We start from the raw sequence: 21,463 nt of genomic DNA on the forward strand, positions 1-21,463 counted from the left end.
GATAAACGAGGGGGCCCTGAGTTCTTCGCGAGCAAGCTCGCTCCTACAAAAAAGCCTTACTGACTGGCATTAGGGCTTGCCCCCCTCCCAGGGCTTTATAAAAATTAATAATAATTAGCTTAGATTAAAATGTGATTTTTATTATTTCTGGGCATCCCCTAGGCTGGCCTGCAAGCTATTAAGGCCATCCAGGAAGTTTTGCCATGAGCAGCGTCACCTCGCTACCGAGCGTTTCCAGTACCGTCCGCCAACGCGTCACGCCAGAGGAGTGGGAAGTGCGCGTCAAACTGGCCGCCGCCTATCGGCTGGCGGCGTTGTACAAGTGGACCGATCATATCTATACGCACTTCTCCGCCCGTGTACCCGGCCCGGAGGAGCATTTCCTGATCAACGCGTTCGGCCTGTTGTTCGATGAAATCAACGCCTCCAACCTGGTCAAGGTGGACCTCGACGGCACCCTGGTCGATGACCCCACTGGCCTCGGTATCAACTACGCCGGCTACGTGATCCACAGCGCCATCCACGGCGCGCGCCACGACTTGCAAGCGGTGCTGCACACCCACACCCGCGACGGTATTGCGGTGTCCGCGCAGAAGGACGGGTTGTTGCCGATTTCCCAACATTCCATCGCATTCTCCGGTCGCGTGGCGTACCACGGCTATGAAGGCGTGGCGCTGGACCTGGACGAACGCCAGCGGCTGGTGGCGGACCTGGGCGACAAGAGTGTGATGATCTTGCGCAACCATGGGCTGCTGACCGCAGGAATTAGTGTGGAGCATGCATTCCAGCAACTGCAGGGCCTGGAGCGCGCGTGCAATATCCAGATTGCGGCGCAGGCGGCAGGGAACGCGGAGTTGGTGTTTCCGCCGGCTGAAGTGGTGGCCAGGGTCGAGGAGCAGGCCAAGGTATTCAGCAGCGGCGACGGGCCTGGTGTGGCGCGGCATTGGAATGCGTTGATTCGGCAGCTGGAGCGTACCGACACCGACTACAAGAACTGAGTCGTCGCAGGTTCCGATGCAGCAGGGAGCAAGCCCCCTGCGCATCGAAGCCGGTTATTGGGCCAGGTTGTGCTGGATTTGCTGCTTGGCCAAGGTCACCACGTTGTCCACGGTGAACCCGAACTTTTCCTGCAACTTCGCCAGCGGCGCCGACGCGCCAAAGCTGTTCATCACCACTTTGGCGCCGCTCTGCCCGACGTAGCGGTCCCAGCCGAGGGGGCCAGCCTGTTCCACCACCACGCGCGCCTTCACCGCTGGCGGCAACACGCTGTCGCGGTAGGCCTGGTCCTGGTCTTCAAACAGCTCCCAGCTAGGCATCGACACCACTTGCGCGGCAACCCCTTCGCCGACCAGTTGTTCATAGGCCTCGACCGCCAGGCCGACTTCACTGCCCGTGGCGATCAGGATGACCTCAGGTTTATCCGCGCCGGCCAGTATGTACGCACCTTTGGCTGCACCGGAGGCGGGCGCATAGCGGCTCCGGTCCAGCGTCGGCAGTGGCTGGCGCGACAGCACCACACAGCTTGGCCGATGGGTTTGCGCCAGCGCCACCTTCCACAAGTGCGCCGTTTCATTTGCGTCGCCTGGGCGCAGGGTCAACAGGCCTGGGGTGGCACGCAGTTGGGTCAGGTGCTCGATGGGCTGATGCGTCGGGCCGTCTTCGCCCACACCGATGGAGTCATGGGTAAACACGAAGATCACCGGCAACTCCATGATCGCCGCCAGGCGGATCGGCGGTTTCATGTAGTCGCTGAACACCAGGAACGTCGAGGTGTACGGCCGCAGGTAGGACAGCGCCATGCCGTTGGCAATCGCGCCCATGGCGTGCTCACGAATACCGAAGTGCAGGTTGCGCCCGCTGTAGTCGTCGGCACTGAAACGGCCGGCGCCGTCGAAGGTGAGGTTGGTCTTGGTCGAGGGCGACAAATCCGCCGACCCACCCAGCAACCAGGGGATCTGTTGGGCGAAGGCGTTCAGCACCTGGCCGCCCGATGCGCGGCTGGCGACACCCTTGGCATCGGCCGCAAAATCGGGCAAGTCAGCCTGCCAGTGTTCGGGCATTTCCCCGGCGCGCATGCGTTGCAGTTCATCGGCGCGTTGCGGGTCGAGGGACGACAAGGTCTGGTTCCACTGCGCAAACAGCGGCTCGGCGCGCTCGTGCAGGGCGTCGCGCAATGCCGTGCGCGCCTCGTCGGGCACCAGGAAGCTTGCGTCCTGCGGCCAGCCGTACGCGGCTTTGGTCAGGCGAATTTCTTCGTCGCCCAACGGCTCGCCATGGGCGGCGGCGGTGTTGTGTTTGTGCGGCGAGCCATAGCCGATCACGCTGTCGACCACAATCAGGGTCGGTGCGCCGGTATTGGCCTTGAAGGTTTCCAGCGCCACGCAAATGGCCTGCAGGTCATTGGCATCGGTGACATGCACGGTGTGCCAGCCGTAGGCCTGGAAGCGCTTGATTACATTTTCACTGAAGGCCAGCTCGGTGTGGCCCTCGATGCTGATGGTGTTGTTGTCGTAGATCCAGCACAGGTTATCCAGGCGCAGATGCCCGGCCATCGACGCCGCTTCACTGCTGATGCCTTCCATCATGTCGCCGTCACCGCACAGGGTGTAGACGTCATAGTCGAACAGCACCTGGCCGTCGCGATTGAAACGCTGGCCCAGCCACTGCCCGGCCATGGCCATGCCCACGCTGTTGGCGCAGCCCTGGCCCAGAGGACCGGTGGTGGTTTCCACGCCGGTGGTCATGCGGTATTCGGGGTGCCCTGGGGTTTTGGAACTCATCTGGCGGAACTGCTTGATGTCGTCCAGGCTGACCGCCGGCTGCCCGGAACGCTTGCCGTGGGCGTCGATCTCCACCACACCGGCCAGGTGCAGCAGCGAATACAGCAGCATCGACGCATGCCCCACCGACAACACGAAGCGGTCACGGTTGGGCCAATCTGGATGCTCCGGATAGTAGCGCAGAAAGCGACTCCACAGCGTATAGCCCACCGGCGCCAGGCCCATGGGCGTGCCCGGATGGCCCGAATTGGCCTTCTGCACGGCATCCATGGCCAGCGTGCGGATAGTGTTGATGCATTGGGTGTCGGCGGCGGTGGCGGTGTGATTCATGAAACCGGTCTCCCTCGAGTGGCGATCTACAGTGGAGGGCAGGGCAGCGCAAAGGTTTGATCCCATCGCCGGGGTTGCGACGAACGGGGCGTATTGACCTCGGACATGACAAGACCCTCGGGAATGGGCTAGTTTCAAGGGGTAGGCCCATTGATCAACTAGTGGAGGTACGCCATGCCAGTGAAACACGACCTGTATCAGGACTTGGGGATGAGCAAGGAAGTTGTTCACGAACGCAGGGCGAGTGACAAGCGTCTGGACTCGTTGCTCACTCAATACGACGCCGCCGATGGAGAGGTGCTGAAGGCGGAGTCGGCCAGTGCCAGCGATGACGAGGTGGAAAGGCTGAAGAAGAAACGGTTGTTGATCAAAGATGACATTGTTGCGAAGTTGGCTTAAACAAAAAACTCCAACCCGTGGCGAGGGAGCTTGCTCCCGCAGGGGTGCGGAGCGCCCCCAGGGCAGTGCGACTGCTGCGCAGCCGAGCGGGAGCAAGCTCCCTCGCCACAACCGGTGTGTTTCAGTCGAATGTGCACATTTGTTCAGAATTGTTTGAGGGACAAGCTCAGCCTCACTCCTTATGATGCGCCCCGTCCACCCGGCTCTGGGGCTTTTTGCGGCGCAAGGATTGCGTTGTTGAGCCGGGCGGACATCCTTTTTTAAACCAGCAACGTCTTCATGCACTCGTCCATGGAACGTTGTTGCGTCTCGCCATACAGCTGCAACTCATCGATTGTTCCCCGGCCCAGTGCCTGCTCGAATTCGGCACGGTTCGAATTGGCCGCGTAGTGACTCTGCGCGGCATCGCCCAGGTTCGACTGAAAGATCCCCGCCGCGCTCACGGGCAGGAAGTCCTCGTACACCAGCGGTTCCACCTGCACGTGCCCCGCGCTGATCAGTGCTTCCAGTGTGCGCGGTTGGTCGGCCTTGCCGCGGGCCGCCAGGCCTATCTCGCTGGGGAAGTAGCGGAAGTACGCCAAGCCTTGCTCACGCATTTGCGCATGGTTATCCGGGAATGCCTGGAAGTGTTGCGCCATCAATTGCTCATAACGTGCGGCGTTGGATTCGTTGGGGAAGGCGCCGAGTTCATCGCGGGCGGCATTCAGCAATTGGTCGTACAGGGCGCGTCCCTTGGGCGTGAGCGCGACCCCGCGCTGTTCGATTTCGCCGAAGCGTGCGCTGTGGCTGCCCTGGGCATCGGTGAACGCAATGGGCTCGTCGAGGGCCTTGAAGCTGGTCTGGCGCAGCAGGATCGGGCAGTTACGCCGAGGCGGGCCTTCGATCACGGCCTTGGGGGTGATGCCGTTGGCGGGCATGGCAGCCTGCACCTGGTCGATGTCCAGGGTGCGCGGGGTGAGGTGGTTGATGTGCGGGCCCTTGAAGGCCACCACGTCGGCGATCAGGCGATGTTGGTCGCTGAGTTGCCGATACTGCGCCGCCGTCACGGTGGCGGTGTGGTGCCAGCGAAAGGTCTCCAGGGCCTGTCGGATAAATGCTTCGGCGTCTTCGGCGTCGAGGCCGCCGTCTTGTTCGGCCTGTTCGATCAGTGCCAGGGCGCCGGGGGTGAAGATCGAGCGCTTGGCCAGGGCGGTTTCAGCGAAGCTGCGCAGCGCGGGGCTTTCGATCAGTTCCAGGCGCAACAGCGAAGTGAACACGCGAAACGGGCTGGTTTGCAGGGACTGTTCGTGGACGGCGCGAAAGGCGGTGGAATGCACCGGCACGCCGGCCGGTGTCAGGTCGTAATAGCCCACCGGTTGCATGCCCATCACCGCGAACAGGCGGCAGATGGTCGCCAGCTCTGCAGCGGTGCCCAGGCGAATCGCGCCGTGGCGTTCCATGTCCAGGCGCTGGATTTCGCCGGTACGTTGCAGGTGCTCGGCCAGGCCTTGGTTGCTCTCCAGCACCCGTGCATTGGTCTGGGCCACCAGCGCCATCAGCGCGCCGTACAACGGCACTTCATCCCTATACATATCGGACATCGCCCGGGAAAAGCCCTTACGGATCTCGTCGGGGCTGACATGTGCGGTACCTGGCATAGAAAAATTCCTGAAGGCGTGGGCGAGGGGGTGTGGCTTTCTGCGGATTTTGTTGGGCGACAGCGGTGGGTGCAAACGAAGTTTCCTCTGGACTTCATTCTGCAAACGAATGAGGTGACGAAAATATGACAACGCTCAGCCTCGGCGAAATTTCATTTTCCAGCGGTTTTCCTAACTAATTCTTCACGGAGTTCGTCGGGGGCGGCATGAAACAATCGTCACGTTTGTAGGGATGAAACGCCGTTTTGCACACAACACTCATAAAAAAATGTTCAGGGGCCATCGTTAATGAAAATTTCTACACTGGCGTTATCCATCACCGCCGCGGTGCTTGCACAACAGGCGTGCGCTGATGACTTCGGGCTCGGCGCCCTGGGCACGGGCAACGGTCACAGCGGCTTTGTTGAAGACAGCCATGCGTCCGTCAGCTCGCGCAGCATGTACTACAGCGCAGACAACCGTTCGGGCAGCAACAACGATCTGCGCGAAGCCGCGACAGCGCTGCGCCTGGATTACAAATCCGGCTATACCCAGGGCACCCTTGGCGTGGGGTTTGACGTAATGGCCTTCGGCGCCTTGCGCCTGGATGGCGGCGACGGTCATACCGCAGGCCCCGGCCTGTCCGGCAACGGCAACAGTTTTTTCCCGACCAAGAACAACGGCACCGAGCCCGCCGATTCTTTCGGCCGCGCTGCGGGTAATGTCAAATTCCGTATTTCCCAGACCGAGTTGCACGTTGGCGGCGGTCTGGCTCCGGTACTGCCGATCCTGGTCTCGAACGACAGCCGCGTGGCGCCGCAGACCTTCGATGGTGGCATCCTCACGTCCAGCGACATTCCCAACGTTACCTTCACGGGCGGTGAACTGAACCGCGCCGAAGGCCGCGCTTCAAGCAACTCGACAGGCTTGAGCGTGGCCGGCGGCACGCGGGACAGCGACAGCTTCAAGTTTGGTGGGGTGGACTACAAACCCTTCGGCTCTTCCGACAACGCCGTCGCGAAAAACCTGACGTTGCAGTACTACTACGCCCAATTGCAGGACTTCTACAAACAGAACTACTTCGGCCTGGTGCATGTGCTGCCGCTGGGCAACGACCAGTCGTTCAAGACCGACCTGCGCTATTTCGACAGCAGCAGCGATGGCAAGAATGGTGAGAGCGGTTACCAGTTCAATAACAACGGTGGCTACGCCAGGCACGCCAATGAAGTGGACAACAAAACCTACAGTGCTGCCTTCACCTACCAACTGGGCGGCAGCAGCCTGATGCTCGGCCATATCGGCGTGGGTGACGACGGCGGCTTTGTGTGGGTCAACCAGGGTAGCTTGGCCGATCCCCACGCCCAGGGCGCCGGTGGCAGCGACTTCTACCTGTTTACCGATGCGGTGGTGGGCCAGTTTTCCCGCGCGGGTGAGCAGGTCAACTTCGGCCAGTATGCGTATGACTTCAAGGCTTACGTGCCGGGCCTGAAAGCCTCCGTGGCCTACCTCAACGGCAGCGATATCAAGGCCAAGGTGGCCGGTGGCCCTGACCAGAAAGAAAACGAAACCGATTTTCGCCTGGACTACGTGGTGCAGGCCGGCCCTCTGAAAGGCTTCGGTACCACCTTTCGCACCGGGACCTATCACGGTAAAAACACCGGCACCGCCGACCAGGACCAAACCCGCCTGATCTTCAACTACACCTACGCGCTGTTCTAAGTCTTCATGTGCACCCGGGCGTCATTGGGTTCTACACTGCTGCTCACCCGGCAGGCGATGGAGGACTCAATGACGGCCACACCCACACACCCAATGCTCGACACCCTCGAAGGTCAGCGCCTGACGGCACAGGATGCAGAGTGCTGGCGCGAGTGGGGGCCGTACCTGAGTGAACGCCAATGGGGCACCGTGCGCGAGGACTACAGCGCCGACGGCGATGCCTGGGCCTATTTCCCACATGAACATGCCCGCAGCCGCGCCTACCGTTGGGGCGAGGATGGCCTGGCCGGTTTCAGCGACAAGGCGCAACGCTGGTGCCTGGGCCTGGCGCTGTGGAACGAGCGCGACGCGATCCTCAAGGAGCGCCTGTTCGGCCTCGATAACGCCGAGGGCAACCATGGCGAGGACGTCAAGGAACTGTACTTTTTCGTCGATGGCGTGCCGAGCCATGCCTACATGCGCATGCTCTACAAATATCCCCATGCGGCGTTTCCCTACACCGACTTGATCGCTGAGAACGCCCGTCGCGGACTGGCTGACACCGAATATGAAATCCTTGATACCGGTGTGTTTGACGACAGCCGCTACTGTGACGTCAGCGTCGAGTACGCCAAGCATCAACCCGACGATATCTTCATGCGCATCACCGTGCACAACCGTTCCGAGCAACCCACGCGCCTGCAGGTGTTGCCCCAGCTGTGGGCGCGTAATGACTGGAGCTGGACGTTCGACGCACCCAAGCCTGATTTGACGCTGGACGCTGACCGCGTGCGGGCCCGTCATCATGAGCTGGAGGATCGGTATCTCAGCGCCTGGGGCCAGGACGGCGTGGAATGGCTGTTTTGCGAAAACCAGACCAACTTTCCCAAGCTGGGTGGGCCATCGGCGCCGGGGCCGTTCAAGGACGGTATTAACGATTACGTGGTGAATGGCATTCAAGGCGCTATTCGCCGGGACGCGGGAACCAAGGTTGCCGCGCGGTTCTGCCTGGAACTGGCGGGTGATGAACGCAAAATCCTGTACCTGCGCTTTGCCCCTGTGGACGCGCCCGAGGTCAACGCGCGCAAGTTGTTCGACCAACGCCGTCAGGAGGCCGACGATTTCTATGCGGCCCTGCAACAAGGAATCACCGACGAAGATGCACGCAACGTCCAGCGCCAGGCCCTGGCCGGGTTGTTGTGGTCCAAGCAGTTGTATTATTTCGACGTCAACCAGTGGCTGGACGGCGACCCGGCCCAGCCCGCGCCGCCGCCCGAGCGTCTGCACATCCGCAATAGCCATTGGCGGCACCTGTCCAATTTCGACATCCTGTCCATGCCCGACACCTGGGAGTACCCCTGGTACGCCTCGTGGGACCAGGGCTTCCAGGCGGTGGCGCTGGCGCTGATCGATCCGGGCTACGCCAAGCAACAGTTGCTGTTGCTGGTGAAGGACCGCTTCATGCACCCCAACGGGCAGCTGCCGGCCTATGAATGGCGCTTCGACGATGCCAACCCGCCCGTGCATGCCTGGGCCAGCTGGCGCGTGTATCAGCAGGACAAGGCGCTGACGGGCGTGGGTGACATGGACTTCCTGGAGCGGATTTTCCACAAGCTGCTGCTGAATTTTTCCTGGTGGGTCAACCGCAAGGACGCCGAGGGCCGCAACCTGTTCCAGGGCGGTTTTCTAGGGCTGGACAATATTGCCTTGTTCGACCGCTCGGCGCCGCTGCCGCCGGGCTATCAGCTGGACCAGGCCGACGGTACCGCCTGGGTGGCCGCCTATGCGCTGGACCTGATGCGCATCGCCCTGGAGCTGGCCAAGCGCAATGGCGTCTACGTGGATATCGCGGTGAAGTTCTTCGAGCACTTCCTGTATATCGCCGGCGCCATCAACCGCGTCGACGACAGCGCCGAAGGCCTTTGGGACGAGCAGGATCTGTTCTTTTACGACGTGCTGCATCGCCCCGATGGCGACAGCGAGCCGGTGCGCCTGCGTTCCATCGTCGGGCTGATGCCGCTGTTTGCGGTGCTGGTGCTGGAGCAGCGTGAACATGAAGGCCTGGAAGGCTTGCGCGAGCGGCTGTTGGGCTTCATGCATCACCGGCCGGACCTGGCCAGGCTGGTATCGCGCTGGAACGAACCGGGGCAGGGTAATCGACTGTTGCTGGCGTTGCTGCGCGGCGAGCGTACCAAGGACTTGCTGCGGCGCATGCTCGACGAGGATGAATTCCTGTCGGCGTTTGGCGTGCGCTCCCTGTCCAAGGCGTTCGCCGAGCGGCCCCTGGCGCTCAAAATGAATGGCAACACCTTGTGCGCCAGTTACCAGCCCGGCGAATCAGATTCGCGTTTGTACGGCGGCAACTCGAATTGGCGCGGGCCGTTGTGGATGCCGGTCAACTACATGCTGATCGAGTCGCTGCGCGAATTTCATCGCTATTACGCGGATAACTTTTCGGTGGAGTACCCCAAGGGCAGTGGTTACCTGTCCTCCCTGGAGGAAGTGGCCGACAGCCTCAGCCAGCGCCTGACCCGGCTGTTTCTGAGGGACGAGAACGGCTTGCGCCCGTCGATGGCGGCGTATGCGCAGTTGGAGGCGGACCCGCTCAGCCGCGACCTGGTGCTGTTCCATGAGTATTTCCATGGAGAAACCGGGAGGGGGTTGGGGGCGTCGCACCAGACGGGGTGGAGTGCGTTGGTGGCGTTGTTGCTGCAACCTAAAAACTAAATGTGGGAGGGGGCTTGCTCCCGATGGCGGTGTGTCAGCCAGCTCACCTGTCACTGATACACCGCTATCGGGGGCAAGCCCCCTCCCACACTGGATATTTATCTGACTCAGGATTGCCCTTGAATCAGGAAGGGAACAGCTCGCTCAGCTTCATCGCCAGCATCATGTCGCCTTCGGTGCGCAGCTTGCCGCCCATGAAGGCCTGCATGCCGTCGGTGGAACCGTCGACGATGCCTTCCAGGGTCTCGCTGTCCATGACCAGGGTCACTTGGGCGTCCGGGTTTTCGCCTTCCTGCAGTTCGCAGGTCTTGTCTTTGACCACCAGCGAGAAGTTCTTGGTGTCGTCGATGCGGAAACCGAATACCAGGTCCAGGCCTTCAGCAGCGCTTGGGTTGAATTTGGCTTTCATTGCTTCTACGGCTTTAGCTACGTCAGTCATGGTTTCGATCCTTTAGGGTAGAGTCCAGTGACCTTGGGGTCACGGTTGGCCGCACTTCATCGGAAGGTGATGAACTGCGGCGCCTTCAACAGCTGCAAGTGGGTATGAGTGTTGAAGGAAGCCAGCGCCACCTCGCGACCACGGAATTTCAACTGGTTGAGCGAGGTGTTAACAATTTGCCAGTTCAGTTCGAACGCCTGGGCCACCGGCATTCGGGTAATCAGGTGGAGCAGGGCGGTGATGGTGCCGCCGGAGGTAAATACCGCAATCTTGTGCCCGTTGTCGGCGGCCTCAAGGATGCGCTGCAAGCCGCCGTTGACGCGCTCGACAAACCCCAGCCAGCTTTCCAGCCCCGGTGGGTCGTAGGTGCCGGCGAGCCAACGCTCGATGATCAGGGCAAAGATGCGCTGGAATTCGCTGCGGTTCTGCGCGCCATTGCGCAGGATATGCACGGCATCGGGTTCGGCGCCGAGCAGATCGGGAAGCAAGCCCCGGATGATTGCCTCGCCGTCGAATTCGTTGAACGCGCTGTCAATTTCCAAGGGAGGAACCGGCAGGCCGAGGGCGCTGTATTGATCGAACGCGGCGGTGGCGGTGTGCTGCTGGCGGCGGAGATCACCCGACAGGCAACGATCGAACTTAAGCCCAAGGTCTGCCAGGTGGCGACCGAGTACCTGGGCTTGTTCCACACCAACGGGCGACAGGACGTCATAGTCGTCTGCACCGAAGGAGGCCTGGCCATGTCGAATCAGATAGATGCTGCCCACGTCCGTTTTCCCGGTACGTTGAAAGTCTGGCGAGGTTATGAGGATGCCTGCGAGCTGTCAATGAAAAAACATACGCTTGTTTTAAAAGCCCGTTAGAGGTGCACTGCTGGCGGTTTGGGCACTGGTCCGCAGCCAGTGGCGCCGGTATGCTGGGCCATCCGCGCCTGGCGCAGTGCATTCTTAAGGAGACATATGGATTTTTTGGCCGAATATGCGAGCTTTCTGGCGAAGACCGTCACCCTGGTGGTCGCTATTCTGGTGGTGCTGATCAGCTTCGCGGCCCTGCGCAGCAAAGGGCGTCGCAAGTCCGCCGGCCAGTTGCAGGTCAGCAAGCTGAACGACTTCTACAAAGGCTTGCGCGAGCGCCTGGAATCGAGCCTGCTCGACAAGGACCAGCTCAAGGCCCTGCGCAAATCCGAAAGCAAGGCCGAAAAGAAGCAGGGCAAGAAAAAGCCCGAGGCTAAGCCACGGGTATTCGTGCTGGACTTCGACGGTGACATCAAGGCCTCGGCCACCGAAAGCCTGCGCCATGAAATCACCGCACTGCTGAGCCTGGCCACGCCCAAGGACGAAGTGGTACTGCGCCTGGAAAGCGGCGGCGGCATGGTGCATAGCTACGGGCTGGCCTCATCGCAGCTGGCGCGTATTCGCCAGGCGGGCGTGCCGTTGACCGTGTGCATCGACAAGGTTGCCGCCAGCGGCGGCTACATGATGGCGTGCATCGGCGAGAAGATCATCAGCGCTCCATTCGCCATCCTCGGTTCCATTGGCGTGGTTGCGCAGTTGCCCAACGTCAACCGCCTGCTGAAAAAGCACGATATCGACTTCGAAGTACTGACCGCCGGCGAGTACAAACGCACACTGACGGTGTTTGGCGAAAACACCGAGAAGGGTCGCGAGAAGTTCCAGGAAGACCTGGACATCACTCACCAGCTGTTCAAAAACTTCGTCTCGCGTTATCGCCCGCAGTTGGCGATCGACGAGGTCGCCACCGGAGAAGTGTGGCTGGGTGTTGCCGCCCTCGACAAGCAATTGGTCGACGAACTGCAGACCAGCGATGAATACCTGGCGACCAAGGCCAAGACCGCCGAAGTGTTCCACCTGCACTATGCCGAGCGTAAGAGCCTGCAGGAGCGCGTGGGGCTGGCAGCCAGTGGTTCGGTGGATCGGGTGTTGCTGACCTGGTGGAGCCGTTTGACTCAGCAGCGTTTCTGGTAACCCATGTGGGAGGGGGCTTGCCCCCGATAGCAATCGGTCAGCTACATAAATGTTGGCTGAAACACCGCTATCGGGGGCAAGCCCCCTCCCACAAGTGGAAACCCGGTCAGGTCAATCGCGGCTGGATGGAGTCTGCCAGCCGTGTGAGGATCAGGCAGCATGACACCGCTCCCGCATCCAACACCCCGAGCGAGCGCTCACCCAAACGACTGGCCCGGCCAATCTTTGCCACCAGGTCTTTGGTCGAATCACGCCCCCGGGAAGCAGCGCTTTTCATCGCCTCCAGCGCATCGTTGAACGAAGCCCCATCGGCATGCGCCCGCTCAAAGGCCTCCACCGCTGGAATCAACGTGTCCATCAGACACTTATCGCCTACACCCGCCTCGGTGATGTCCTGCAACGAGGTCAGGCCGCCGCGCAGCAAGCGCGCGAAGGTGGCGGCGTCGATGTCTTCGCTGCCGCGTACTTCATCGGCCATGCCGATAAACAGGCTGCCATACAACGGGCCCATTGAGCCGCCGATGCCTTCCATCAGGCTCAGGGTCAGTTCATCCAGGGCTTGGGCCAGGCTCAGTTGGCGGCCTTCGAGCGCGCGCCCGCAATGGGCGAAGCCCTTGGCCATGTTGATGCCGTGGTCACCGTCGCCAATTGCGCCGTCGATTTCGCTGAGATAGTCACGGTTGGCCACGATTACGCTGACCAGGTCGGCGACGATGGTGCTGCCGTCGTGGGTAGAAAAATGCTCGCTCATGGTTCACTCCGCCTGGGTCATGCCGATGGAACGGCAGGGTTGGTCGATCAGTGTTTTCAGTTCCGCGTCCAGGCCGAGCAGGGTCAGGGTCACCCCCATCATTTCCAGGGAGGTGAAGTAGTTGCCGACGTAGCAACGGTGGATTTTCAAACCCTTGGCCTTGAGCTGGCTTTCTACCTCGGCATAGAACACGTACAGCTCCATCACCGGCGTGGCGCCGAGGCCGGAGACCAGCACTACCACGCTGTCATCCTGGCTGAAATCGCGGTCTGCAAGGATAGGCGAGAGCATGCGCTCGGCCATCGCCGCGGCGGACTCGATAGGCACCACTTCGATGCCCGGTTCGCCATGGTGGCCGATGCCCAGTTCCATCTGGCCGTCGGGGATCTGGAAGTTTGGCTTGCCCACGGCGGCGATGGTGCAGGGCGTAAGACCAATACCAATCGAACGACAGTTGTCGACGGCTTTCTGCGCGACGCGAATCACCCCGTCCAGGTCGTAATGCTGGGCAGCAGCGGCGCCGCCGATCTTCCACATGAATATTTCCCCGGCCACCCCGCGACGCTTGGCGATCTCCGCCTTGGGGGCGGAGGCGACGTCATCATTGGCGACCACGGTGCGGATACGCATGTCTTTGCTGGCGGCCATTTTCATCGCCAGCTTCACATTCATGTTGTCACCGGCGTAGTTGCCGTACAGGCAGGCCACGCCCGCGCCTTGGTCGGCGGCGCGAAAGGCATCGAAAAAGCTTTTGGCGGTGGGCGAGGAGAAAATCTCGCCGACTGCCACCGCGTCCACCAAGCCGGGGCCGACGTAGCCGAGAAACGCCGGCTCGTGCCCGGAACCACCGCCGGTGACGATGCCGACACGGCCCTTGGCCGAAGGTTTGGCCTTGACGATAACCCGTGGGTTGGTTTCGTACTGGCGCAGTTCAGGGTGCGCGACCAGGATGCCGCGCAGCATGTCTTCGACCACTTGGTCCGGATCGTTGATGACTCGATTCATAACGCGGGTTCCTGTTTTTATTGGTTCACCGCTATCCAGTGTGGGGGGGCTTGCTCCCGATAGTGGTGTGTCAGCTAGCTGATTCAGCACTGGCGCAGCGCCATCGGGGGCAAGCCCCCTCCCACATTGGGAAGCTGTGGTGTGCTTATGGCTTGAGTACAACCTTCAGCGACTTGTCGCCTCGCTCCATTACCGCGAACGCTTCCTTGAAATCCGCCAACGCAAACGTGTGGGTCACCACATCGCGCATATCGATCTTGCGGTTGCCGATAAAGTCGATGGCGCGCGGGTACATGTATGGCCCCAGGTGCGAGCCGAGGATGTCGAGTTCCTTGCGGTCGCCGATGATCGACCAATCCACCGTGGCCTCATCATTGAACACGCTGAATTCAACGAAGCGCCCCAGTTTGCGCAGCATCGCCAGACCCTGATTCACCGCCTTGTGGTGCCCGGTGGCTTCGATATAGATGTCGCAGCCGTAGCCGTCGGTGATCTCGCGGATTTTCGCCAGCACGTCGACCTGGGCCGGGTTCCATACTTCGTCGGCGCCCATGCGCAGGGCCAGGGCGGCGCGCTCGGGCTTCATGTCCAGCACGATGAGTCTTTTCGGGTTGCGCAACCGCACCGCGCCGATGATGCCCAGACCCAGGGTGCCGGCGCCGGCGACCACCACAATGTCGTCGTGGTCGACATTGGCGCGTTCTGCCGCGTGCAGCGAGCAGGCGAGCGGTTCGATCAGGATCGCTTCATCCGGGGCGATGGATTCCGGCACTTTATGGATGATGCCTTCCTTGGTGAAAATCATGTACTGGGCCATGGCGCCCTGCACGTTGTTCTGGAAGCCATAGAGGTCGTGCTTCTGGCACATCCAGTATTGGCCGTGGTTGCAGAACCGGCAGCCCCAGCACGGCACGATCTGCTCGGAAATCACCCGGTCACCCACCGCCACGCCGCGTTTTTCCGCGCCAGGGCCAAGGGCAACCACGCGGCACACGAACTCATGGCCGGGGATCATCGGCGGTTTCACATAGCGCGGTTGTTCGGCATCGCCCCAGAACGACGGCGCGCCGCGATAGGTCTTGATGTCGCCCATGCAGATGCCGCACAGCTCGACCTTGGTGAGGATTTCATCCGGGCCCGGTGTGGGAACGTCGACGGTTTCCAGGCGATAGTCTTCCGGGCCATGGCACACCACGGCCTGCATGGTTTTCGGAATGACAGGGGCCAGTTGTTCAGCGCTGCGTTCGGTAACGGTGGACATGACAAAACCTCACGACATAAAGATGGATTACTGAATGCTGTAGCCGCCGTCGATCACCATGTTCGCGCCGGTGATCATCTGTGCGGCATCGCTGAGCAGGTACAACGCCAGCCCGGCGATTTCCTCGGGTTGGGCAAAACGCCCCGCCGGGATCTGCAACTTGGCCCGCTCGCCCACGTCTCCGGCCCAGGCTTTCTTGCCCAGGGCGGTCTCGACGATGGTCGGGGAGATGGCGTTGACGTTGATCTGCGGCGCCCATTCCATGGCCAGTACCTTGGTCATGCCGACAATCGCGGCCTTGCTCGCGCAGTAGGCGACATGGCGGTCCAGGCCGATCACGGCAGCCTGGGAGGCGAGGTTGACGATGCGCCCGCTGCCCTGGGCCAGCATGTGACGGGCGCAGGCCTGGGCCACGAAGAAGCTGGCCTTGAGGTTGATGTCCAGGGTGGTGTCCCAGGCGCTTTCGCTGACCTCGACGGCCTTGTCCAACAACACCACGCCGGCGCTGTTGATCAGGTAATCCAGGCGCTGGAACTGCTCGAATACCTGATCGATGGTGGTGTGTATCTGGCCGATCCGGCCGAGGTCGACGGCAATGCCCAGGTGCCCGTCGCCCAGGCTGGCGGCTATTTCAACCACTGCCGGGTCGCGGTCGAGCAGCGCCACGCGTGCGCCGCGCTCTGCCAGCAAGGTGGCGCAGGCCAGGCCGATGCCGGCGGCGCCACCGGTGATCACGGCGCAGCGGCCGCTGAGGTCGAAGGCTTGGTTCCAGAAACCAGACATGTATGACTCCTCTTTCAATCACACTGCAGATCCAATGTGGGAGGGGGCAAGCCCCCTCCCACAGTTGACTGCATTTCAGGTCAATGACTACTTGCCGCCGCTGACCTGCTTGTACAGCGCATCCGCATTCGCATTGGTCACCGGAACCCAGGGCAGGATGTAGTTCTTGGCCGTGCCATCGCCCCATTTCACGTCCTTGCCATAACGCTCCCAGATCACTGACTGCGGCTTGTAGTCCTTGCCGGCCAATGCGCGCAACGCCACGTCCAGCGCGCCCTGGGACTGGGCCTGGGCGTCCTGGAGGAAGGTGGTGACTTCGTCTTTTTTCGCCGCCTGGATCGCGTCCGGCATGCCGTCAATCGAGGTGACCGGTACGTCCTTGGAGGTCAGCCCATGAGACTTCAGCGCCTGCACCGCGCCGAGGGCCATGTCGTCGTTCTGGGCGATCACGCCGTTGATGCCTTTGGGGTGAGCGTTCAGCCAGTCTTCAGTGAGGGTCAGCGCCTGGGCGCGGTCCCAGTTGGCGGTTTTCTTTTCGATGATCTTGATGTCCGGGTGCTTGCCCAGCACTTCCAGCTCGCCTTTTTCCCGGTCGATCTGCGCCGACTGGCCAATCGGGCCCTGGATGATCACCACGTTGCCCTTGCCGTTGAGCTTGTCGACCATGGCCTGGGCCTGCAGGCGGCCGCCCTCCACATCGTCGTTACCCACATACGGCACGTTGGCATCGGCTACTTTCGTATTGGAGGCGATGACCACCACGTCGTTACTCATGGCGGCTTTTACCGTGCCGACGCCGGCCTTGGTATCGATGGGCACGAACAGGATGGCGTCGTAGCGCTGGGTCACCATGTTTTCGATCTGGTTGTTCTGCGTCAGCGCGTCGTAGTTGCCGTCGAACACGGTCAATTGCACGGTGCCGTCCTTGACCGCAGGGTGTTCCTTGAGCTCGCGGACCCAGTTCTGCATGAACTGGCCCTTGAGTCCGTACACGGCGGCGCCGATCTTGTAGGTCTTGCCATCGGCGGCCAGGGCGATACTGCTGGCCAGCAGGGTTAAGGTCGCCGCAGCGGCCAAGGTGGTACCCAGTTTCATAAGTAGAACTCCGGTTATTGTTGTGGGTCGTTCTCTAGCGTTTTTTCTTGCGCCACACGTCGATCAGTACTGCGAACACGATGATCAGGCCCTTGGCGACCTGCTGGTAATAGGAAGAAACACCAAGCAGGTTCAGCCCGTTGTTGATCACGCCAATCAACAGCGCGCCAAACAGGGTGCCGACGATGCTGCCGGTGCCGCCGGACAAACTGGTGCCGCCGATCACCACCGCGGCAATCGCATCAAGCTCATAGGAAACCCCGGCCTGGGGCAGGGCGGAGGTGGTGCGCGCCGACAGCACCACGCCGGCGAGTCCGGCCAGCAGGCCCGACACCACATACACCGAGAACATTACCTTGCGTACGCCTATCCCTGAGGTGCGCGCGCTCTTTTCATTGCCGCCCACCGCGTACACATAGCGCCCATAGGTGGTGTAGCGCAGCACCATCCAGAAGATCAGTGCGACTACCGCGAAGATGATGATCGGCACGCCAATCGGGCCGATCTTGCCGATGCCCAGCGCCAGGTAGGCGTCGGGCAGGTCGGTGATCGGGCTACCGTCGTTGAGGATGAAGGTCATGCCGCGCGCAATGCTGAGCATGCCGAGGGTGGCCACGAAGGGCGGGATCGAAAGGTTGGCCACCATGAAACCGTTGACCACGCCGAGCATCGCCCCGGCGAACATCCCCGCGCTGACCGCCGCCAGCAGGCCGTAGCCCTGGGTCGCGACCATGGCGCTGCACAGGCCGGCAAACGCCAGGATCGAGCCCACCGAGAGGTCGATGCCCTTGGTCAGGATCACGTAGGTCATGCCTACGGCAAGGATGCCGTTGATGGAGGTCTGGCGCAGGATGTCCATCCAGTTGCGCCAGGTCATGAAGTATTCGCTGGAAAACGCCATCACCACGCACAGCAGGATAAACACCAGTGGCAGGCCGAAGCGGTCGAGGGACAGGCGCAAGGTGTTGCGCGGTGCGGCGGAAACGGGCGCAACGTCAGTTTTGGCATTCATGAGGCAAGACTCAACAAGGCTTCCTGGGAAAGGGCGGTGTCGCTGCTGATGGTCACCAGGCGTCCGCCCTTGAATACGGCGATGCGATCGCTCAAATGCAGCAGCTCCGGGGCTTCCGACGACACCACGATGGCGGCGCCACCGGCGCGCACGAACTGGTCCAGCAGGTGGTAGATCTCCTGCTTGGCGCCTTCGTCGATGCCCCGGGTCGGTTCATCGCAGAGCAGGCACACCGGCTCGGTGGACAGGCACTTGGCGAGTACCACTTTTTGCTGGTTGCCGCCGCTCATGGAGGCCACCGGCAAGTCCAGCGAGCTGGTCTTGATCTGCAGGCGCTTGACCATGTCCTTGGCCAGTTGGGCTTCCTTGCGTGCGTTGATCAGCGACCAGCTCGACAAGCGCTTGTAGGCCGACAGCGCAATGTTGGACAAAATGCTGCCGGTCAGGACCAGTCCACTGTCCTTGCGGTCTTCGGTGACCAGCGACATGCCGGCATTGATCGTCGCCTTGGGCAGCCCGATGGGCATGGGCTTGCCTTGCAGCGTGACGCTGCCGGCGTCCGGCGTGGTCAGGCCATAGATGCAGTTGAGAAATTCGCTGCGCCCCGAGCCCATCAGGCCATAGATGCCCAGGATTTCGCCCTGGCGCAGTTGCAGGCTGATATCGTGAAACTCGCCGTGGCGGCTGAGGTTGTCGACCTGCAGGCAGGTGGTGGCGGCGCACTCACGGCCGACCTTGTGGTCGATGCGGGTCAGCTCCTGGCCGACGATGCCGCGCACCAGGTGGTTGCGGTCGATATCGGCCATGCGCCCGCTTTCCACAAAGGCGCCATCGCGGAAGATGCTGTAGTCGTCGGCGATCTGCGCCAGTTCGCTCAACCGGTGGGACACATACACGATGCCCGCGCCGCGCGCGGTGAGGCGGCGAATGGCCTTGAACAGGGTTTGCGCCTCGTGCTCACCGATGGCCGAGGTGGGTTCGTCCATGATCATCACCTGGCAGTCATGGCTGAACGCCTTGGCGATTTCCACCAGCTGGATCTGCGCCACGCTCAAGCGGTGCATGGGGCGGGTGGGGTCGACGTCGAACTCCAGGCCTTCGAGCAGCTCGCGGGTGCGGCGGTTGAGGGCTTTGCTGTCGACAATACAACCGGCGCGGCGCGGTTCGCGGCCCAGCCAGATGTTTTCGGCGACGGTCATGTAGGGAATGGGTTCCAGCTCCTGGGTGATCATCGCGATCCCCGCCGCCAAGGCTTCGCTCGGGCGGTTGAACTGCACGGGGGCCCCGTTGAGCAGAATGCTGCCGGCGTCGCGCGGGGTAATGCCCATCAGGATGCTCAGGAAGGTCGACTTGCCTGCGCCATTGCCGCCGCACAGGGCGTGTACGCTGCCGGCCCGCAAGCAAAGGCGTCCGTCACGCAGGGCAGGTACCCCGGCGTAAGCCTTGGCGACATGTTCAGCCTGGAGCAGTAATGGCGTGGCCATCGGCGTGTCCTCGTGCTGTGAATTCTTATTAGGTCGCACAGTCATGGTTTGCTGTGAACATATGTGTATCAAATGAAATTCTGATCAGTCAATGCCTTTCACTTAAAAGTGCTGATTCTCATATTTTGCGCTGCATTCAGCTTTTAAAGCGCTGTTGACTGCAGGGTCAGTAAAAACAAGCTTGACAGAAAGGGCTATCTGCACGCGAAATGACTGATAGAAATTTCACCGAATGATCATATGATCAGTCAAATGCAAACTCACGGCAGCGGAGCCAGACGCCATGAACACACCTTTCCCGGTGGCTATCGGATGCGATGAAGCGGGTTTTGAGCTCAAGGAGTTGTTGAAACGGCATATCGAGGCGCTGGGCTACCCGGTGACCGACTTCGGTACGCATTCCACCGCACCGGTGCTTTACCCGGACATTGCCCTGGCCGTGGCCAACGCCATCACCGCCGGGCAACAGCGCCTCGGCGTGCTGGTGTGCGGCACCGGGATCGGTATGGCGATCTCGGCCAATAAAGTGCTGGGTATTCGCGCAGCCCAGGCCCACGACACCTACTCGGCGGAGCGCGCGCGCAAGAGCAACGATGCGCAGATCCTGTCCATCGGTGCGCGCGTCATCGGCGCCGAACTGGCCAAGAGCATCGTCACCGCGTTCCTGGCGTCGGAGTTCGAGGCTGCGCGTTCAGGGGCCAAGGTCGAGCGCATCAATGCGATCGAGCGTGATGGGCATCAGTAGTGGACGGCACGGGGCAAGAGTCGGGAGAATGCGCCTTTGACGCCGAAACGGAAGCCCGTCCCCATGAGTGACAGTACCCAGCGCATGGCCAGCGATATCGATCAGATGACCGAAGTGGCGATGCTCTATTACCTTGAGAACGTCACTCAGGAGGTCATCGCCAAGCGCTTCGACCTGTCGCGGGCCAAGGTCAGCCGTTTGCTCAAGCGTGCGCGCGATGAAGGCATCGTCGAGGTGCGCGTGCTGCAACATCCGGCGATGAACAACGAGCTGGAGCGGGCGCTGGTCGAGCGCTTCAAGCTGGATCGCGCCTTGATTGCGGTTGACCACAGCGATCCGGACACCCAGCGCTCGGCCGTCGCCAGCCTGGTAGCCAACTACCTGAATAAAACCCTGGGTGACGGCATGATCGTCGCGGTGGGCATGGGCCGTAATGTCGGCGCGGTGGCAGATAACGTGTTTCTGCCGGTGACGCGCAACTGCACATTTGTCTGCGCCATCGGCGGTTCGCTCAAGGCGGGGGAATACATGAACCCCGACCATATCTGCCGGCGCCTGGCCCTGCGCTTTGGCGGCGAAAGCGAAAGCCTGTACGCCCCGGCGCTGGTGGCCAACCCGGAACTGCGCGGGGTGCTGATCAATAACGACACAGTGCGCTCCACCCTGGACCGCGCGCGCCGCGCCGATATTGCGCTGATCGGCATCGGCGACATGAGCGAAAACAGCAACATGGTGCGCATGGGCTGGTTCTCGCCGCAGGAAATCGCCCAGGCACGCTTGTCCGGCACGGTGGGCGACATGATGGGCTATGACTTTATCGATATTCACGGCCAGCCGGCGGTCAACGCCATTCAGGGGCGGGTCATCGGGCTGACGGTGCAGGAGCTGTTTCGCATTCCGGACGTGGTGGCGATTGCCAGTGAGAACACCAAGGCGGCGGCGACCCTGGGCGCGTTGCGCTCCGGGGTGATCAATACCCTGGCGACGACAGTGACGAACGCCCACACCATCTTGGCATTGGACGACGCCACCCGAAAATCCTGACACGCCGCCGGGTCAAAATGTGGAAGGGGGCTTGCCCCCGATAGCGGTGTATCAACTTGCATGTTTATAGCTGGAAGACCGCCATCGGGGGCAAGCCCCCTCCCACATGGGGTTGGTGTAGGTTTTGAGGACAGGTTTTGTAATAGTTTTGCGTTGTAGGTAAATCGTATTTGGGCTGTAGGATTCAAGTCCTTTCGTTACCTCAGGACGTGCATGAACACCCTCTCGGAGCCTCCCAGTCGTCTTTCCCCAAGACACCTGCTGTCACTGTCTTCGCCCCAACCCCCCTTGTTGCATCGACTAACCTTG

18 protein-coding genes are annotated in these 21,463 nt (G+C 61.5%); 7 read left to right on the forward strand and 11 right to left on the reverse strand.

Translation table 11 applies throughout. From position 1 onward, the window contains the following. Positions 1-203: 203 nt before the first annotated feature. A complete protein-coding gene (locus C4J94_RS11580; protein WP_124386279.1) occupies positions 204-998 on the forward strand; it encodes a class II aldolase/adducin family protein in 795 nt (264 codons plus the stop codon). A gap of 54 nt (positions 999-1,052) precedes the next feature. Here the strand turns inward: C4J94_RS11580 and tkt are convergent, their stop codons facing one another. Next, positions 1,053-3,110, reverse strand: coding sequence for a transketolase (tkt, locus tag C4J94_RS11585; protein ID WP_124386280.1), 2,058 nt, complete (start codon positions 3,108-3,110; stop codon positions 1,053-1,055). A gap of 174 nt (positions 3,111-3,284) precedes the next feature. On the opposite strand from tkt, the gene C4J94_RS11590 reads away from it, so the two are divergent. Then, positions 3,285-3,509 carry a YdcH family protein gene (locus C4J94_RS11590; protein WP_124386281.1) on the forward strand — a complete coding sequence of 75 codons (225 nt, stop codon included), beginning with the start codon at positions 3,285-3,287 and terminating at the stop codon, positions 3,507-3,509. Positions 3,510-3,769: 260 nt separating this feature from the next. On the opposite strand, the gene C4J94_RS11595 is transcribed toward C4J94_RS11590, so the two are convergent. Further along, complete coding sequence (locus C4J94_RS11595) at positions 3,770-5,146, reverse strand: VOC family protein (protein ID WP_124386282.1); 1,377 nt, start codon at positions 5,144-5,146, stop codon at positions 3,770-3,772. 288 nt (positions 5,147-5,434) lie between these two features. Between C4J94_RS11595 and C4J94_RS11600 the strand changes: the two genes are divergently transcribed. Both C4J94_RS11600 and C4J94_RS11605 read left to right on the forward strand, forming a co-directional pair. Continuing rightward, the gene (locus tag C4J94_RS11600; protein WP_124386283.1) at positions 5,435-6,844 is read left to right on the forward strand and encodes an OprD family outer membrane porin; all 1,410 of its coding nucleotides are present in this window, start codon (positions 5,435-5,437) and stop codon (positions 6,842-6,844) included. A gap of 69 nt (positions 6,845-6,913) precedes the next feature. Then, positions 6,914-9,550, forward strand: coding sequence for a glucosidase (locus C4J94_RS11605; protein ID WP_124386284.1), 2,637 nt, complete (start codon positions 6,914-6,916; stop codon positions 9,548-9,550). A gap of 124 nt (positions 9,551-9,674) precedes the next feature. On the opposite strand, the gene C4J94_RS11610 is transcribed toward C4J94_RS11605, so the two are convergent. Together C4J94_RS11610 and C4J94_RS11615 are read right to left on the reverse strand one after the other, a co-directional pair. Continuing rightward, a complete protein-coding gene (locus tag C4J94_RS11610) occupies positions 9,675-9,989 on the reverse strand; it encodes an SCP2 sterol-binding domain-containing protein (protein WP_005788868.1) in 315 nt (104 codons plus the stop codon). Positions 9,990-10,045: 56 nt separating this feature from the next. Continuing rightward, complete coding sequence (locus C4J94_RS11615) at positions 10,046-10,756, reverse strand: histidine phosphatase family protein (protein WP_124386285.1); 711 nt, start codon at positions 10,754-10,756, stop codon at positions 10,046-10,048. 192 nt (positions 10,757-10,948) lie between these two features. Between C4J94_RS11615 and sohB the strand changes: the two genes are divergently transcribed. Beyond that, entirely contained in the window at positions 10,949-11,974 is a 1,026-nt protein-coding gene (sohB, locus tag C4J94_RS11620; RefSeq protein WP_124386286.1) for a protease SohB, read from the forward strand. Positions 11,975-12,080: 106 nt separating this feature from the next. On the opposite strand, the gene dhaL is transcribed toward sohB, so the two are convergent. The 7 genes from dhaL to C4J94_RS11655 all read right to left on the reverse strand — a co-directional run bounded on the left by dhaL (position 12,081) and on the right by C4J94_RS11655 (position 19,365). Further along, on the reverse strand, positions 12,081-12,725 hold the full coding sequence (gene dhaL / locus C4J94_RS11625) for a dihydroxyacetone kinase subunit DhaL (RefSeq protein WP_124386287.1): 645 nt from the start codon (positions 12,723-12,725) through the stop codon (positions 12,081-12,083). Positions 12,726-12,728: 3 nt separating this feature from the next. Further along, positions 12,729-13,730 (reverse strand): dihydroxyacetone kinase subunit DhaK, encoded by a 1,002-nt coding sequence (locus C4J94_RS11630; protein ID WP_124386288.1) that lies wholly within the window; start codon positions 13,728-13,730, stop codon positions 12,729-12,731. 145 nt (positions 13,731-13,875) lie between these two features. Beyond that, positions 13,876-14,991 (reverse strand): alcohol dehydrogenase catalytic domain-containing protein, encoded by a 1,116-nt coding sequence (locus C4J94_RS11635; protein ID WP_124386289.1) that lies wholly within the window; start codon positions 14,989-14,991, stop codon positions 13,876-13,878. A 27-nt stretch (positions 14,992-15,018) separates the two neighbouring features. Beyond that, complete coding sequence (locus tag C4J94_RS11640; RefSeq protein WP_124386290.1) at positions 15,019-15,774, reverse strand: SDR family oxidoreductase; 756 nt, start codon at positions 15,772-15,774, stop codon at positions 15,019-15,021. An 87-nt stretch (positions 15,775-15,861) separates the two neighbouring features. Next, the gene (locus C4J94_RS11645; RefSeq protein WP_124386291.1) at positions 15,862-16,869 is read right to left on the reverse strand and encodes a substrate-binding domain-containing protein; all 1,008 of its coding nucleotides are present in this window, start codon (positions 16,867-16,869) and stop codon (positions 15,862-15,864) included. A 34-nt stretch (positions 16,870-16,903) separates the two neighbouring features. Then, complete coding sequence (locus tag C4J94_RS11650; RefSeq protein WP_124386292.1) at positions 16,904-17,881, reverse strand: ABC transporter permease; 978 nt, start codon at positions 17,879-17,881, stop codon at positions 16,904-16,906. Then, on the reverse strand, positions 17,878-19,365 hold the full coding sequence (locus C4J94_RS11655) for a sugar ABC transporter ATP-binding protein (protein WP_124386293.1): 1,488 nt from the start codon (positions 19,363-19,365) through the stop codon (positions 17,878-17,880). The genes C4J94_RS11650 and C4J94_RS11655 overlap by 4 nt, the downstream gene beginning before the upstream one ends. 283 nt (positions 19,366-19,648) lie before the next feature. On the opposite strand from C4J94_RS11655, the gene rpiB reads away from it, so the two are divergent. Both rpiB and C4J94_RS11665 read left to right on the forward strand, forming a co-directional pair. After that, positions 19,649-20,110 (forward strand): ribose 5-phosphate isomerase B, encoded by a 462-nt coding sequence (gene rpiB, locus C4J94_RS11660; protein WP_124386294.1) that lies wholly within the window; start codon positions 19,649-19,651, stop codon positions 20,108-20,110. Positions 20,111-20,173: 63 nt separating this feature from the next. Continuing rightward, the gene (locus tag C4J94_RS11665; RefSeq protein WP_124386295.1) at positions 20,174-21,154 is read left to right on the forward strand and encodes a sugar-binding transcriptional regulator; all 981 of its coding nucleotides are present in this window, start codon (positions 20,174-20,176) and stop codon (positions 21,152-21,154) included. Positions 21,155-21,463 lie beyond the last annotated feature (309 nt).

It is taken from the genome of Pseudomonas sp. R5-89-07, assembly GCF_003851685.1.
In the GTDB taxonomy this organism is placed as follows: Bacteria; Pseudomonadota; Gammaproteobacteria; order Pseudomonadales; family Pseudomonadaceae; genus Aquipseudomonas.

Excerpts from the sequence above, each read along its gene's own strand:
- C4J94_RS11605 (WP_124386284.1), top strand. The coding sequence starts at position 6,914 with ATGACGGCCACACCCACACACCCAATGCTCGACACCCTCGAAGGTCAG.
- C4J94_RS11630 (WP_124386288.1), bottom strand. The coding sequence starts at position 13,730 with ATGAATCGAGTCATCAACGATCCGGACCAAGTGGTCGAAGACATGCTG.
- C4J94_RS11595 (WP_124386282.1), bottom strand. The coding sequence starts at position 5,146 with ATGCCAGGTACCGCACATGTCAGCCCCGACGAGATCCGTAAGGGCTTT.
- C4J94_RS11635 (WP_124386289.1), bottom strand. The coding sequence starts at position 14,991 with ATGTCCACCGTTACCGAACGCAGCGCTGAACAACTGGCCCCTGTCATT.
- sohB (WP_124386286.1), top strand. The coding sequence starts at position 10,949 with ATGGATTTTTTGGCCGAATATGCGAGCTTTCTGGCGAAGACCGTCACC.
- C4J94_RS11650 (WP_124386292.1), bottom strand. The coding sequence starts at position 17,881 with ATGAATGCCAAAACTGACGTTGCGCCCGTTTCCGCCGCACCGCGCAAC.
- C4J94_RS11645 (WP_124386291.1), bottom strand. The coding sequence starts at position 16,869 with ATGAAACTGGGTACCACCTTGGCCGCTGCGGCGACCTTAACCCTGCTG.
- C4J94_RS11600 (WP_124386283.1), top strand. The coding sequence starts at position 5,435 with ATGAAAATTTCTACACTGGCGTTATCCATCACCGCCGCGGTGCTTGCA.
- C4J94_RS11590 (WP_124386281.1), top strand. The coding sequence starts at position 3,285 with ATGCCAGTGAAACACGACCTGTATCAGGACTTGGGGATGAGCAAGGAA.
- C4J94_RS11580 (WP_124386279.1), top strand. The coding sequence starts at position 204 with ATGAGCAGCGTCACCTCGCTACCGAGCGTTTCCAGTACCGTCCGCCAA.
- dhaL (WP_124386287.1), bottom strand. The coding sequence starts at position 12,725 with ATGAGCGAGCATTTTTCTACCCACGACGGCAGCACCATCGTCGCCGAC.
- rpiB (WP_124386294.1), top strand. The coding sequence starts at position 19,649 with ATGAACACACCTTTCCCGGTGGCTATCGGATGCGATGAAGCGGGTTTT.
- C4J94_RS11665 (WP_124386295.1), top strand. The coding sequence starts at position 20,174 with ATGAGTGACAGTACCCAGCGCATGGCCAGCGATATCGATCAGATGACC.
- C4J94_RS11610 (WP_005788868.1), bottom strand. The coding sequence starts at position 9,989 with ATGACTGACGTAGCTAAAGCCGTAGAAGCAATGAAAGCCAAATTCAAC.
- tkt (WP_124386280.1), bottom strand. The coding sequence starts at position 3,110 with ATGAATCACACCGCCACCGCCGCCGACACCCAATGCATCAACACTATC.
- C4J94_RS11655 (WP_124386293.1), bottom strand. The coding sequence starts at position 19,365 with ATGGCCACGCCATTACTGCTCCAGGCTGAACATGTCGCCAAGGCTTAC.
- C4J94_RS11640 (WP_124386290.1), bottom strand. The coding sequence starts at position 15,774 with ATGTCTGGTTTCTGGAACCAAGCCTTCGACCTCAGCGGCCGCTGCGCC.